Here is a 14,879-nt window from a genome sequence, read left to right as displayed (position 1 = left end):
ATGCGGCTCGGCGCGCTGACGGGAAGTGATGATGACCGGACGGTGACCGGGTTCGCGATCGACCATCGCAAGGTTGCGCCCGGCACGGTGTTCGGCGCGTTCACCGGCACGCGCTTCAATGGCGAGGATTTCATCCCGGCCGCCATCGCCGCCGGTGCCGTTGCCGTGGTGGCCCGGCCCGAAGCGGCGGTGGTGGGCGCGATCCACATCGCCGATGCCGAACCCCGCCGGGCGTTCGCGCGGCTGGCCGCCCGTTTTTTCGCGCCCTTCCCCGAAACCGTGGTTGCTGTCACGGGCACCAACGGCAAGACATCGACCGTGGAACTGACCCGCCAATTGTGGCGCCTGGCCGGGCACCATGCGGCGTCGATCGGCACGCTGGGCGTCACCACCGCCGATGATCAGGTGTCGACCGGGCTGACCACGCCGGACGTGGCGACTTTCCTGTCGAATGTCGCGGGGCTGCGCCGGGAGGGCGTGACCCATGTCGCGTTCGAGGCGTCGAGCCACGGCCTGTCGCAATTCCGCACCGAAGGACTGCCGGTCGGGGCGGCTGCCTTCACCAATCTCAGCCGCGATCACCTCGATTATCATGGCACGATGGAGGCTTATCTCGAAGCCAAGCTGCGGCTGTTCACCGAAGTGGTGGACGCCCAGGGCGCGGCGGTGGTGTGGGCGGACGATGCGGCGTCGGCCCGCGTGATCGAGATCGCGCGCGAACGCGGCCTGACCATCATCGACGTCGGCACGAAGGGGGCTGCCGTCCGGCTGGTGGAACGCACGCCGACGCATCTGGGGCAGACCCTGGTGCTGGAAGCCGATGGCGCGCGCCACACGGTGAAGCTGCCGTTGATTGGTGCCTATCAGGCGGCCAATGCGCTGACGGCGCTGGGGCTTGTGCTGGCGACGGGTGGAAAATTGACGATGACGCTTGCGGCGCTGGAACGCGTGCAGCCGGTGCGCGGACGGCTGGAGCGTGCGGTGATCACGCGGACGGGCGCACCCGTCTATGTCGATTACGCCCACACCCCCGATGGGCTGGAGGCCGCGATCGACGCGCTGAAGCCCCATGCCAAAGGCCGGCTGATCACGGTGTTCGGGGCTGGCGGCGATCGCGATACGGGCAAGCGCCCGCAGATGGGGGCGGTGGCGGTGCGCCTGTCCGATCATGTGATCGTGACCGACGATAATCCGCGCAGCGAGGACCCCGCCACGATCCGCCGCGATGTGCTGGCGGGTGCGCCCGGCGCGATCGAGATTGGCGGCCGGCGCGAGGCGATTGCGGCGGCGATTGCCGCGGCGGGCGCGGACGATATCGTCCTGATCGCGGGCAAGGGCCATGAACAGGGCCAGATCGTGGGCGATCAGGTGTTGCCGTTCGACGATGTGGCCGTCGCCCGCGAGTGCGCAGCATGACCGCGCCACTGTGGACCGCATTCGACATCGCATCGGCCACCGATGGCGAGGTGTTCGGGGATTTCGCCGCCCATGGCGTCGCGTTCGATTCCCGCGAAGTGGGGCCGGGCGATCTGTTCGTCGCGCTGAAGGGCGAGGCGACCGATGGGCACCGCTTCGTCGACGGGGCGTTTGCGGCGGGGGCCGCAGGCGCGATCGTCAGCGACGCCGTCAATGGCCCGCATGTGCGGGTCGCCGATACCGTCGCCGCGCTGGATGCGCTGGGGGCTGCGAGCCGCGCGCGGACCAACGCCAAGATCATCGGCGTCACCGGATCGGTGGGCAAGACGGGCACCAAGGAAGCGTTGTTCGCCGCCTTCGATCGGGCGGCGCCGGGCGCTGCGCACCGTTCGCTAAAAAGCTACAACAACCATGTCGGGGTGCCGCTCAGCCTGGCGCGGATGCCGGCCGATACCCGGTACGGCGTATTCGAAATGGGGATGAGTGCGGCGGGCGAACTGGCGGCGCTGACCCGGCTGGTCCGCCCGCACGTCGCCGTCGTCACCACGATCGCGCCGGCGCACAGCGCCTTCTTCGCCAGCGAGGAGGCGATCGCCGATGCCAAGGGGGAAATTTTCCAGGGGCTGGAGCCGGGCGGCACCGCGATCATCCCGTTCGATAGCCCGCATCGCGACCGGCTGATCGCCGCCGCCAGGCCATATGCTGGCCGTATCTGGACATTCGGGCGCGGCGAAGGCGCGGACATCCGCGCGCGCGAAGCGGTGCGCGGCCATCGCGGCACGCTGATCGCCGCCACCCTGCCGGGGGCCGAACTGACCTTTTCACTCGCCCCGCCGGGGGATCATTGGGTGGCTAATGCGATGGCGGTGATCGCCGCCGTCCACGCCGTCGACGGCGATCTGGCGGCGGCCGGGCTTGCGCTGGCCGACATGGCGGGACTCGCCGGGCGTGGCCGGCGGGTGACGGCACGGGTACGCGACGGCGATGCGCTGGTGATCGACGAAAGCTATAATGCGAACCCCGCGTCGATGGCGGCGACGATCGCGCTTTTGGGCGAGGAAAAAGCCGGTCGGCGGATCGTGGTGCTGGGCGACATGCGCGAACTGGGTGAGAAGTCACCCGTTTATCACGCCGCGCTGGCGCAGCCGCTGGCGCAGGCGAACGTCGATTTCGCCCTGCTGGTCGGCCCCGAGATGGCGGCGCTCGCGAATGAGCTTGAGGGCCGCGTGGATTTCGCGCATGTGCCCGACGCCGCGGCCGCCCTTGCGCGCATCGATGACCTCATCGAAGCCGGCGATGCGGTGCTGATTAAAGGGTCCAACGCCATCGGACTCGCCCGTCTTGTCGAGCATCTCGGCTCGGGGGCGGTGGCCGCCGGGAACAAGCCATGCTCTATCTGATCGCCGATCAGCTCGGATTTCCGGGCGGACTGAATCTTATCCGTTACCTTACCTTCCGCGCGGGTGCGGCGGCCATCACCGCGCTGGTCATCGGCCTGATCATCGGGCCGAAGTTCATCGGCTGGCTGCGTGTGCGGCAGGGCAAGGGCCAGCCGATTCGCAGCGATGGCCCCAAGACCCACCTTGCCAAGGTCGGCACGCCGACGATGGGCGGGCTGATGATCCTGATCGCGATTGCGATTTCGATGCTGCTGTGGATGGACCTGTCCAACCGCTATGTCTGGGCATGCCTGTTCGTCACCGTCGGCTTCGGCGTGATCGGGTTCCTCGACGATTATGACAAGGTGAAGAAGCGTAGCCACAAGGGCGTTTCGGGCAAGACGCGGCTGGCCGCCGAATTCCTCATCGCGGGGATCGCCAGCTGGCTGATCGTTTCGGGCAACGGCACCGAACTTTACGTGCCCTTCTACAACGGCGCGGTGATCGATCTCGGCCCGGCCTATATCCTGTTCGCAGCCTTCGTGATCGTGGGGGCAGGCAATGCCGTGAACCTGACGGACGGGCTGGACGGGCTGGCGACGATGCCGGTGATCATCGCCAGCCTTGCCTTCTTCGTGATCGCCTATCTGGTCGGCAACGTGAAATTCGCGACCTATCTGGGCATTCCGCATGTGCCGGGTGCTGGCGACCTGATCATCCTGACCGCCGCGATCATTGGCGCGGGCCTTGCCTTCCTGTGGTTCAACGCGCCCCCGGCGGCGGTGTTCATGGGCGATACCGGCAGCCTGGCCCTTGGCGGCGCGTTGGGCGCGCTGGCGGTGGTGACGCATCATGAAATCGTGCTGGCGATCGTCGGCGGCTTGTTCGTGCTCGAAGCCGTGTCGGTGATCATCCAGGTTTATTATTACAAGCGCACCGGCAAGCGCGTGTTCAGGATGGCGCCGATCCACCACCATTTCGAACAGCTTGGCTGGTCTGAACCGACCGTCGTGATCCGCTTCTGGATCATTTCCTTCGTGCTGGCGCTGGCCGGCCTTGCGACGCTGAAGCTCAGATGATCACCAGCCCCGCCTTTGCCGGCAAGAAATACGCCGTCCTCGGCCTCGCGCGATCGGGGCTGGCGACGGTTGATGCGTTGCTGGAAAGCGGCGCGGACGTCGTCGCGTGGGATGACAGGGACGAGGCACGCGCCAAGGTGGCAGGGCGGGCGACGCTCGCCGATCCGCTGGCGATCGACCTGGCCGGCTTTGACGGGGTGATCGTATCGCCGGGCGTGCCGATCATCCGCCATCCGATCCGCACCAAGGCGGAAGCCGCCGGCGTGCCGCTGATCGGTGACGTGGAGTTGTTCGCACAGGCGCGGGCATCGCTGCCCGCGCACAAGGTGGTCGGCATCACCGGCACCAACGGCAAATCGACGACGACGGCGCTGGTGCGCCACATCCTCGATACCGCAGGCGTGCCCGCGTTGATGGGCGGTAATATCGGCCTGCCGATCCTGTCGCGCGATCCGCTGCCGGAAGGTGGTGTCTATGTGCTCGAACTGTCGAGCTATCAGATCGATCTGACCTACAGCCTCGATTGCGATGTCGCGGTGCTGCTGAACATCACGCCCGATCATCTCGATCGTTATGACGGGTTCGAAGGTTACGCCGCATCCAAGGCGCGTCTGTTTGCGATGCAAGGGCCGGGCCGCGTCGCGGTGGTCGATTATGCCGCCGAGATGGCGCATCGCGTACTGGATGACGCCGAAGACCCGATGATCCAGTTCATTTCGGACGTCGTTATCGGCGACCAGGCGGCATGGCCGGCGTTGCAGGGGCCGCACAACGCGCAGAATGTGGCGGTCGCAACCGCCGTTGCGCGCGCGCTGGGGGTGGGTGAAGCCGCCATCGAACAGGGCCTGCGTACCTATCCCGGCCTGCCGCACCGCATGGAACGGGTGGCGGAAAAGGGTGGCGTGCTGTTCGTCAACGACAGCAAGGCAACCAACGCGACGTCGACCGCGCCGGCGCTGGCCGCTTATCCGAAGATCCACTGGATATTGGGCGGCCTGCCCAAGACCGACGAACTGGATGCCTGCGCACCACATTATGCTCATGTCGTCGCCGCCTATGTGATCGGCGATGCCGGCCCGATGTTCGCGCGGATCCTGCGCGACGCGGGCAAGCCGGTGACGGAGAGCGGAACGCTCGATCAGGCGGTGCGCGATGCGGCGGCCGCGGCCAAGCCCGGCGACGTCGTGATGCTGTCGCCGGCCTGCGCGTCGTTCGATCAGTTCCGCGATTTCGAAGCGCGGGGCGATGCGTTCCGCGCGGCGGTAGAGGCGCTGGCATGACGGGATCGACGGTCTATCGCCAGAAACCGGCCCAGGTGGTGCGGCTCGGCCGGGCCGATCGCAGCTGGTATGCGACATGGTTCTGGGAAATCGACCGCGTATTGCTGCTCTTGGTGGCGATGCTGATCGGCGCCGGGCTGATCGCGGTGGCGGCGGCGTCGCCGTCGGCGGCGGCCAAGGATCATGTGCCCGCGCTCCATTATTTCTGGCGCCAGCTCGTCTGGGTGGGGCTTGGCCTGCCGGTGATGATCGGCGTTTCCATGCTGCCGCAGAATGTGGCGCGGCGCCTGTCGATCGGCGGGGCTGTGTGCTTCACCGTCCTGCTGATGCTGGTGCCGCTGATCGGGACCGAGGTGAACGGCGCGGTGCGCTGGCTGGGTGTTGATCCGGTGCGGTTCCAGCCGTCCGAATTTCTAAAACCCTTCTTCGTCGTCGCGATCGCGTGGATGCTGTCGCTGCGCCAGCAGGACAAGGGACTGCCGATGGTGCCGCTGACCGGCGCGCTGGTGGCGCTGATCGCGGCCCTGCTGATGAAGCAGCCCGATTTCGGCCAGACCGTGATCTTCTGCGCGGTGTGGGCCGCGTTGCTCGTCATTTCCGGCGTGCAACTGCGCTTTTTGCTGATGCTGGGCGGCGCGGGTGTCGGCCTGCTGGCGCTGGCGTTCGTGTTTTACCAGAACGGGCGCGATCGCGTGATCGAGTTCCTGACCGGCAGCGGCGACACCTACCATGTCGATGTCGGCTATGCGACGATCACCAATGGCGGCCTTGTCGGCCTTGGCCCCGGTGGCGGCATCCAGAAATTCCGGCTGCCCGAAGCGCATAATGATTATATCTTCTCGGTGATCGGGGAGGAGTTCGGCCTGATCTCCTGTCTGGCCATCGCCCTTATCTATCTGGCGATCATGGTGCGCGTATTCCTGAAATTGCTCGACGAGGACGATCATTTCATCATCCTCGCGTCCGCCGGCCTCGCCATTCAGTTCGGCTTGCAGGCGGTGATCAACATGGCGGTCAACGTCCAGCTTGTGCCATCGAAGGGGATGACCCTGCCGTTCATCAGCTATGGCGGATCGTCGCTGCTGGCCGTGTCGATGGGCTTCGGCTTGCTCCTCGCCTTCACCAAGCGCAATCCGTTCCTGCGGCGATCGCCTTATGTGGTGACATGGAGCGGCAAATGATGCGCAAGCGGACAGGAAACGAAGGCCAATGAGCGTCACCCGCCATTTCGTCCTCGCCGCCGGCGGCACCGGTGGCCACATGATGCCGGCGCACGCGCTGGCGGCCGAGCTGATCGGGCGCGGGCATCGGGTGGCGCTCGTCACCGATGAACGCGGCGCGAAGATTCCCGGCCTGTTCCAGGGCGCGCAGACCCATATCCTGCCGGCGGGCCGCATGGCCGGCGGGCCAGTGGGCTGGATGCGCGCGGGCCGATCAATCCTGGCCGGGCGCGATATGGCGCGGCGGCTGTACGAGGCGTTCGAGCCGTCGGCCGTGGTCGGCTTTGGCGGCTATCCCGCGCTGCCGGCGATGCTGGCGGCGTTCAAGGATGGCATCCCCACCGCGATCCACGAACAGAATGCCGTGCTGGGCCGGGTCAACCGGTTGCTGGCGCGCAAGGTGGATGCGATCGCGACCGCCTATCCGGTCGTCCAGCGGCTGGCGCCGCGCCATGAAGGCAAGACCCATCTGGTCGGCAATCCGGTGCGCGAAGAAGTGCGCGCGCTGCGCGACCAGCCGTTCCCGCCATTGACCGAGGATGGGGTGTTCCGGGTGCTCGTCACCGGCGGCAGCCAGGGGGCGACCGTGCTGTCGCAGGTCGTGCCGGAAGGGCTGGGGCTGCTGCCGCTCAATTTCCGCCGCCGCCTGCAGGTGACGCAGCAATGCCGACCCGAGGATATCGAGGACGTCCGCGCGCGTTATGCCGCCCTTGGCATTCCGGCCGATCTGGCGACCTATATGCCCGACATGCCCGATCGGCTGGCCTGGGCGCATCTGGTGATCGCGCGGGCGGGGGCATCGACGATCGCCGAGCTGACGGTTGCGGGGCGCCCGGCGATCCTGATCCCGTTGCCGTCGGCGACCGACGATCATCAGACCGCCAATGCCGCCGAACTGCACGAAGCGGGCGGCGCGCGCGCGATCCAGCAGCGCCGCTTCACCGCCGTCGAACTGGCCAAGCAGATGCAGAAGCTGGCACTGGAGCCGGGATCGTTGCAGAATGCGGCGAAACGGGCCTGGGGCTGCGGCCGGCCGGATGCGGCGGCATCGCTTGCCGATTTGGTCGAAAGTCTCGGCCGTACACCGATCATGGAACCATTGCCGGTCAAGCCGGCGGAAGACTTGCCGTCACTGGGCGGCCGGGAGGCATTTGCGTGAAGGGCGTCGCCAAGGATATCGGCACCATCCATTTCATCGGCATCGGCGGCATCGGCATGTCCGGCATCGCCGAAGTGATGCACAATCTGGGCTATAAGGTGCAGGGTTCGGACGTGGCCGAAGGCTATGTCGTCGAAGGGCTGCGCAAGCGCGGCATCGCCGTTTCGATCGGCCACAAGGCGGAAAATCTGGGCGATGCGGCGGTGGTCGTCACCTCCACCGCGATCAAGCGCGGCAATCCCGAAGTCGAACTGGCGCTGGAACGCCGCATCCCCGTGGTGCGCCGGGCCGAAATGCTGGCCGAACTGATGCGCCTGAAATCCACGGTCGCGATTGCGGGTACGCACGGCAAGACGACGACGACGTCGATGGTGGCGGCGCTGCTCGATGCCGGCGGGGTCGACCCGACGGTGATCAATGGCGGGATCATCAACAGCTACGGATCGAACGCCCGGCTGGGCGCGTCGGACTGGATGGTGGTTGAAGCCGACGAGAGCGACGGCAGCTTCCTGCGGCTGGACGGCACGATCGCGGTCGTCACCAATATCGATCCCGAACATCTCGACCATTATGGTTCGTTCGATGCGGTGAAGGATGCGTTCGTCGAGTTCGTCGAGAATGTGCCTTTCTATGGTGCGGCGCTTTTGTGCCTCGATCATCCCGAAGTGCAGGCGGTGATCCCGCGCGTGCGCGATCGCCGCGTCGTCACCTACGGCTTTTCGGCGCAGGCCGATGTGCGCGGCGTCAACGTCACCCCGATCCCCGGCGGCAACCGGTTTGAAACGATCATCCGCGAGCGCGACGGCACGACCCGTTCGATCGAAGGGATCGAACTGCCGATGCCCGGCCGCCACAATGTGCAGAACGCGCTCGCCGCGATCGGCGTGGCGATCGAAATGGGCATCCCCGACGATGTGATCCAGACCGGCTTTTCGAAGTTTGGCGGGGTCAAGCGCCGCTTCACCAAGGTCGGCGACGTCGATGGCATCACCGTGATCGACGATTATGGCCATCATCCTGTGGAAATCCGCGCGGTGCTGTCCGCTGCGCGCGAAGGCGCCCAGGGCCGGGTGATCGCGGTGGTCCAGCCGCACCGCTTCACGCGCCTGCATGATCTGATGGATGAGTTCCAGTCCGCCTTCAACGATGCCGACATCGTCTATGTCGCGCCGGTTTATGCGGCTGGCGAAGCGCCGATGGAGGGTGTTGACGCGGCCGCGCTGGTGAAGGGTCTCAAGACACGCGGGCATCGGGCGGCGTTCGAGATTGCCGATGCGGCGGCGCTGGCGACCGAAATGGCGCGAGTAGCCGAACCGAGCGACATGATCATCTGTCTGGGCGCCGGCGACATCACCAAATGGGCGGCGGGGCTGGCCGATGGCATATCGGCGGCGCGCAAGGTGGCCGGCTGATGGAACCCTTCACCGCCTGGATCGATTTTCAGGAGGAAATGCTGAAATTGCAGCGCGCGCAGATCGATGTGGCGGCCAAGGCGGTCGACGTCGGCCTTGACGCGCCCGCGACCCATCAGGCGGCAGCGTATGCGACCGACGCGGGTGTGAAGGCGTGGCAAAGCTGGTTCCGCTTATGGGGGATCAAATGAACAATCCGCTCCCATCCCCCACGGTGGACGGGATGCCGGCGGTGCGTGGCAAGCTGACGCCGGGCGCGCCGCTCGCGCCGCTCGTCTGGTTCAAGAGCGGTGGCAGCGCCGAATGGCTGTTCGAGCCGAAGGATGTGGACGATCTGGCGGCGTTCCTGGCCGATCTCGATCCGGCGGTGCCGGTGATGGGGCTGGGCCTTGGATCGAACATGATCGTGCGCGACGGCGGCGTGCCGGGCGTGGTGGTGCGGCTGGGCAAGGCGTTCGCCAGGGTCGAGCGGCTGGATCCGACCACCCTGCGCTGCGGCGGCGGGGCGAGCGGTATCCTCGTTTCTTCGTCCGCGCGCGATGCGGGGATTGGCGGGGTGGAATTTCTGCGCTCGATCCCCGGCACGGTCGGCGGGTTCGTGCGTATGAACGGCGGCGCTTATGGCCGTGAGGTGAAGGACATCCTCGTCGAGTGCGACATCGTACTGCGATCGGGCGAGCGCCGGACGCTGGCGCTCGCCGACCTTGGCTACACCTATCGTCATTCCGAATTGCCGGACGGCGCGATCGTCGTGTCCGCCACCTTCCGGGGACATCCGGACGAACCGGAAGCCATCCAGCGCGAGATGGACCGGATCGCGGCCGAGCGCGAGGCATCGCAGCCGCTGCGGTCCAAAACGGGTGGATCGACCTTCAAGAACCCAATAGGCCACAAAGCCTGGGCGCTGGTGGATGCCGCCGGTTGCCGGGGCCTGCGCCGCGGTGACGCGCAGGTTTCGGAAAAGCATTGCAACTTCCTGCTGAACCTTGGGGCGGCGTCGTCCGCCGATATCGAGGCGCTGGGCGAGGAGGTGCGGACCAGGGTGAAGGCGCATTCCGGCGTGACGCTGGAATGGGAAATCCAGCGTGTAGGAGTGGCGAAGTGAGTGTGAAGCCCCTGCATGTCGCGGTGTTGATGGGCGGTTGGTCGTCCGAACGCGACGTGTCTTTGACGTCCGGCAAGGGCGTCGCCGACGCGCTGGAATCGCTTGGCCACCAGGTCACGCGGATCGATATGGGCCGCGATGTCGCTCAGCGCCTGCATGACGCAAAGCCCGACGTGGTGTTCAACGCGCTCCACGGCACGCCCGGCGAAGACGGCACCATTCAGGGCCTGCTCGATATCATGGGGCTGAAATATACCCATAGCGGCCTTGCGACATCGGTGATCGCGATCGACAAGCAACTGACCAAGCATGAACTGGTGCCGCATGGCGTGCGGATGCCGGCCGGCGTGGTCGTACAATCCGACAGCCTGTATGCTAGCGATCCGCTGCCGCGCCCATATGTGCTGAAACCGATCAACGAAGGATCGTCGGTCGGCGTCGCCATCGTCACGGCCGATGGCAAGTACGGCAACCCGATTGCGCGCGACAGCGAAGGGCCGTGGCAGCATTTCGATCAGTTGCTGGCCGAACCGTTCATCCGGGGCCGCGAATTGACGGTGGCGGTGCTGGGCGATCGGGCGCTGGCGGTGACCGAATTGTGCCCCAAAAGCGGCTTTTACGATTATGACGCCAAATATACCGATGGCCTGACCGTCCACGTCTGCCCGGCTGAAATCCCCGATGATATTGCCGAAGCCGCCAAGGCGATGGCGCTGAAGGCGCATCAGTTGCTGGGGTGCAAGGGCACGTCGCGGTCCGATTTCCGCTGGGATGACGAACAGGGTGAAGCTGGCCTCTATCTGCTGGAAGTGAACACCCAGCCGGGTATGACGCCCTTGAGCTTGGTGCCCGAACAGGCGCGCTATATCGGCCTTGGCTATGCCGATCTGGTGCAGCGGATCGTGGAGGATGCCCTATGAGCCGCGGCGGCGACCGTGACGATCGGGCACGTATTCGGCGTGGCGCCCAGCCGCGCAAGCGCGTGCCGGTAAAGGGGCGGCCGAAGAAATCGGCCAGCGCCCCGCTGTTCACGTTGTCGCCGCCTGTTGCCGCCATTGCGCGGCGCGCGGCCAATTATGGGCTGGTGGCGCTTGTCCTTGGCGGGATCGTTGCCGGGGTAATGGCGATGCGCCTGCCGCAGATGATCGGCATCGAAATCGGCGAAGGGATCGGCAAGGCCGGTTTCGCCGTGAAGAAGGTGGAGATTACCGGGATCGACCGGATGGATCGCGCGCCGGTGGAGGACGCGGCCTTTTCCGCGCAGGAACTGGCGATGCCGCTGGTCGATCTGTCGGCGATCCGGGGCCGGCTGCTCCAGCAGGGGTGGGTGAAGGATGCCCGCGTTTCGCGTCGCCTGCCCGATACGCTGGTGATCGATATCGTCGAACGCGATCCGGCGGCGATCTGGCAGCACCGTCAGCGGCTGCATTTGATCGACGCCGATGGCCGGGTGATCGAACAGTTGCGGTTGACCGGCACGCCGCTGCCCGATCTGCCCATCCTGATCGGTCCCAACGCCAATTATCAGGTGGCGGCACTCGATCGGCTGTTGCAGGCGTCGCCGCAGCTGAAGCCGATGCTGGACGGGGCAAGCTGGATCGGCGATCGGCGCTGGGATATCCGGTTTCGTTCGGGCGAAACCCTGTCGCTGCCCGAAGGCGAGGGCGCGGCCCGCACGGCGCTGGCCGAATTTGGTGAACGCGACGGCAATATGCGATTGCTGGGGCAGGGGATGCTGCGGTTCGACATGCGCAATCCCGGCCGGATCATCGTGCGGCCGGCGGCAAAGCCGGTGGCGGGGCCGGCGAACGCGACCCCGCGTCATGCTGTCGAGCGCGAGGGGGAGGAAGACGAACCACCCGTCGCGCGCGACGCACGGAGCATCTGACGGGGACTGAATTTTCGAGGGGTAGGAACACATGGCGCAGGTTCGCAGCGAAAATCTGATCACCGCGCTGGACATCGGTTCATCGAAGGTCTGCGCGCTGATTGCCGAAATCCCCGAAGGGGGCGGCGAGATCCAGGTGCTTGGCACCGGCCAGCGCGAAAGCAAGGGCGTGCGCCACGGCTATGTCGCCGACATGGAGCGCACCGAAGCCGCGATCCGCGAGGCGGTGGAGCAGGCCGAACGCATCGCGCGCACCAACATCGACGAGGTGTGGGTGAGCTTTTCGGCGGGCGGCCTCGTCAGCAACCTGGCGGCGGTCGAGGTCGATCTGGGCGGGCATCGCATCGAACAGACCGATATCGATGCACTGCTGAACGCCGGGCGCAATGCGATCGACCCCGAGGGCCGCATGGTGCTCCACGCGCAGCCGACGCTCTACACCCTTGATGGACTGAAGGGCACGAAGACGCCGCTGGGCCTGCATTGCGATCGCCTGGGCGTCGACATCCACGTCGTCGCGGCCGAAGCATCGCCGGTGCGCAACGTCGATCTGTGCGTCCGTTCGGCGCATCTGGCGGTGAAATCGATCGTCGCCTCGCCGATCGCGGCCGGAATGGCCTGTCTTTCGGACGAGGAACGCGATCTGGGGGTGGCGCTCGTCGAAATGGGCGCGGGTGTCACCAATGTATCACTGTTCGCCGGCGGGATGCTCGTGGGCCTTGCATCCTTGCCGATGGGGGCGGCCGATATCACCGACAATATCGCCTCGGCGTTCGGCACCCGTCGGTTCGACGCGGAGCGGTTGAAGACCTTCTACGGATCGGCGATGACCAGCCCACGCGACAATCACGACATGATCGATATCGTGCCGGTGGCGGGCGCGCAGGATGGTGCGGATCCGATGCGGATCACTCGCGCGCAGCTGATCGCCATCATTCGCCAGCAACTGGAACGCTGGATGGGTGAGATCGGCACGACGTTGAAAGCATTGGGTTTCACCGGTCCGGTCAGCCGTCAGATCGTGCTGACGGGCGGCGGTGCGGAGATGAAAGGCATTGCCGATTATGCGCAGGGCCTGCTCGGCCAGTCGGTGCGTGTCGGGCGGCCGCGTGGCCTTGCCGGGCTGCCCGAGGCGCATAGCGGCCCGGCCTTTGCGACGCTGGCCGGCCTGATCCATTATGCGGCGTCAGATCCGCTCGATTTGCGGGCGATCGCGCCGACGACACAGACGGTTCATCGTGTCAGCGGTAGCGGGATGTTCCAGCGGATGATTGCTGCTTTTCGGAATGGCTATTGAGAAATTAACCATCATTTCACACTTGCCTTAACTTTTTGCGTGCGTCGACGAATCGGGTGATGCTAGATTCTATCTCGGGGGGCGCGTCGAGCGCGCGCGGCATAGCGGAGTTCTTATTATGACGATCGAGTTCATGCGTCCGGAAGTTGACGAATTGCGGCCCCGGATCAGCGTGATCGGGGTGGGGGGTGCTGGCGGCAATGCGATCGCCAACATGATCGGTTCCGATGTGCTGGGCGTGGACTTCATCGTCGCGAACACCGACGCGCAGGCGCTCAACGCGTCGGCCGCCGAACAGCGCATCCAGCTCGGTCTCAAGATCACACAAGGGCTGGGCGCAGGCGCTCGCCCCGAAATCGGCCGTGCCGCAGCCGAAGAAGCGCTTGAACAGATCGAAGCCGCGCTCAACGGCGCGCACATGTGCTTCATCACCGCCGGCATGGGCGGGGGCACGGGCACCGGGGCCGCGCCGGTGATCGCCAAGCTCGCGCGCGACAAGGGTATCCTCACGGTCGGCGTCGTCACCAAGCCGTTCAGCTTCGAAGGCAATCGCCGCGCCAAATCGGCCGAGGCGGGCATCGAAGAACTGCAAAAGCATGTCGACACACTGATCGTCATCCCGAACCAGAACCTGTTCCTGGTCGCCAACCCGAACACGACCTTCAAGGAAGCGTTCGTCATGGCCGACGAAGTGCTCCAGCAGGGCGTGCGCAGCATCACCGACCTGATGGTCATGCCCGGCCTCATCAACCTCGATTTCGCCGACGTCCGTTCGGTGATGGGCGAAATGGGCAAGGCGATGATGGGCACCGGCGAGGCGGGCGGCGACAACCGCGCGATCGAGGCCGCTGAAAAGGCGATCGCCAACCCGCTGCTGGATGGCGTGTCGATGAAGGGCGCCAAGGGCGTGATCATTTCGATCACCGGCGGCGAAGACATGCGCCTGATGGAAGTCGACGAAGCCGCGAACCACATTCGCGAACTGGTCGATCCGGATGCCAACATCATCTGGGGTTCGGCGTTCAACAACGATCTGGAAGGCAAGATCCGCGTGTCGGTGGTCGCCACCGGGATCGAAGCCGAAGCGAGCACCCAGCCAGAACCGGCCAAGCTGTTCACCTTCCCGGCCGCGCGCAAGGCTGAACCGGCCCCACAGGCTGCGGCACCCGCGCCTGTGGCTGCTCCGGCCCCCGTCGCGGCGGCGCCGGCAGCACCCGCACCTGCGCCGGTTGTCGCCCAGCCGGAAATCGTGCTCGAACCGCCGGTCGTCGACGCGCTCGACCTGACGAGCAGCGATATCGTGGCGCCCCCGGTCGATGAACTGCTGCTCAACGACACGCTGACGCCGCCGGTGACGGGCAATCCGCTGCCGCCGCGCGGCGACCTTGCCGATAGTGCCGATGCCAGCGGCAACCGCCCCTGGCTTGCGCCGGCGCCCGAAGCGGTGGCCCCGCAGAAATCGGCCCGCGAAGGTGCTACGCTGTTCGAACGGATGTCCAACATCGCGCGCGGCGCGGCCAAGGCGCAGGTTGAGGATGATGCACGCGGCGCTGATGTGCCGCGCTTTCTGAACCGTCAGAACAACCAGTAAGCCCCGTTCGCCCCGGCGATCGCTGCCCATGCGGGTGGCTGATTGCCGGGGCG

The 14,879-nt window shown here is 66.2% G+C and carries 13 protein-coding genes; all 13 read left to right on the top strand.

Going from position 1 to position 14,879, the window contains the following annotated elements:
- The 13 genes from KC8_RS09085 to ftsZ all read left to right on the top strand — a co-directional run bounded on the left by KC8_RS09085 (window position 1) and on the right by ftsZ (window position 14,826).
- Complete coding sequence (locus tag KC8_RS09085) at window positions 1-1,416, top strand: UDP-N-acetylmuramoyl-L-alanyl-D-glutamate--2,6-diaminopimelate ligase (RefSeq protein WP_010125580.1); 1,416 nt, start codon at window positions 1-3, stop codon at window positions 1,414-1,416.
- Window positions 1,413-2,816 carry a UDP-N-acetylmuramoyl-tripeptide--D-alanyl-D-alanine ligase gene (locus tag KC8_RS09080; RefSeq protein WP_029624547.1) on the top strand — a complete coding sequence of 468 codons (1,404 nt, stop codon included), beginning with the start codon at window positions 1,413-1,415 and terminating at the stop codon, window positions 2,814-2,816. Before KC8_RS09085 ends, KC8_RS09080 begins: the two co-directional genes overlap by 4 nt.
- The gene (gene mraY / locus KC8_RS09075) at window positions 2,804-3,874 is read left to right on the top strand and encodes a phospho-N-acetylmuramoyl-pentapeptide-transferase (protein WP_010125585.1); all 1,071 of its coding nucleotides are present in this window, start codon (window positions 2,804-2,806) and stop codon (window positions 3,872-3,874) included. Before KC8_RS09080 ends, mraY begins: the two co-directional genes overlap by 13 nt.
- Window positions 3,871-5,154 carry a UDP-N-acetylmuramoyl-L-alanine--D-glutamate ligase gene (murD, locus tag KC8_RS09070; protein WP_010125586.1) on the top strand — a complete coding sequence of 428 codons (1,284 nt, stop codon included), beginning with the start codon at window positions 3,871-3,873 and terminating at the stop codon, window positions 5,152-5,154. Before mraY ends, murD begins: the two co-directional genes overlap by 4 nt.
- Window positions 5,151-6,335 carry an FtsW/RodA/SpoVE family cell cycle protein gene (locus tag KC8_RS09065; RefSeq protein WP_010125588.1) on the top strand — a complete coding sequence of 395 codons (1,185 nt, stop codon included), beginning with the start codon at window positions 5,151-5,153 and terminating at the stop codon, window positions 6,333-6,335. The genes murD and KC8_RS09065 overlap by 4 nt, the downstream gene beginning before the upstream one ends.
- A 28-nt stretch (window positions 6,336-6,363) precedes the next feature.
- On the top strand, window positions 6,364-7,533 hold the full coding sequence (murG, locus tag KC8_RS09060) for an undecaprenyldiphospho-muramoylpentapeptide beta-N-acetylglucosaminyltransferase (protein ID WP_010125590.1): 1,170 nt from the start codon (window positions 6,364-6,366) through the stop codon (window positions 7,531-7,533).
- Window positions 7,530-8,945: a UDP-N-acetylmuramate--L-alanine ligase gene (murC, locus tag KC8_RS09055; protein WP_010125591.1), complete on the top strand. Its 1,416-nt coding sequence runs from the start codon at window positions 7,530-7,532 to the stop codon at window positions 8,943-8,945. Before murG ends, murC begins: the two co-directional genes overlap by 4 nt.
- On the top strand, window positions 8,945-9,136 hold the full coding sequence (locus tag KC8_RS09050) for a hypothetical protein (protein ID WP_037496157.1): 192 nt from the start codon (window positions 8,945-8,947) through the stop codon (window positions 9,134-9,136). The genes murC and KC8_RS09050 overlap by 1 nt, the downstream gene beginning before the upstream one ends.
- 32 nt (window positions 9,137-9,168) lie before the next feature.
- Complete coding sequence (gene murB, locus KC8_RS09045) at window positions 9,169-10,050, top strand: UDP-N-acetylmuramate dehydrogenase (protein WP_086495680.1); 882 nt, start codon at window positions 9,169-9,171, stop codon at window positions 10,048-10,050.
- Window positions 10,047-10,970, top strand: a complete 924-nt coding sequence (locus KC8_RS09040) for a D-alanine--D-alanine ligase (protein WP_010126963.1) — start codon at window positions 10,047-10,049, stop codon at window positions 10,968-10,970. The genes murB and KC8_RS09040 overlap by 4 nt, the downstream gene beginning before the upstream one ends.
- Entirely contained in the window at window positions 10,967-11,938 is a 972-nt protein-coding gene (locus KC8_RS09035) for a cell division protein FtsQ/DivIB (RefSeq protein ID WP_010126964.1), read from the top strand. Before KC8_RS09040 ends, KC8_RS09035 begins: the two co-directional genes overlap by 4 nt.
- 31 nt (window positions 11,939-11,969) lie before the next feature.
- Window positions 11,970-13,235, top strand: a complete 1,266-nt coding sequence (ftsA, locus tag KC8_RS09030; protein WP_010126965.1) for a cell division protein FtsA — start codon at window positions 11,970-11,972, stop codon at window positions 13,233-13,235.
- 118 nt (window positions 13,236-13,353) lie between these two features.
- Complete coding sequence (gene ftsZ, locus KC8_RS09025; protein ID WP_010126967.1) at window positions 13,354-14,826, top strand: cell division protein FtsZ; 1,473 nt, start codon at window positions 13,354-13,356, stop codon at window positions 14,824-14,826.
- Window positions 14,827-14,879: the final 53 nt, after the last annotated feature.

This window comes from Sphingomonas sp. KC8 (assembly GCF_002151445.1).
GTDB lineage: Bacteria > Pseudomonadota > Alphaproteobacteria > Sphingomonadales > Sphingomonadaceae > Sphingomonas_E.
Note: the sequence above shows the minus strand (reverse complement) of the source record. Positions and strands in the feature narration are given on the sequence as shown.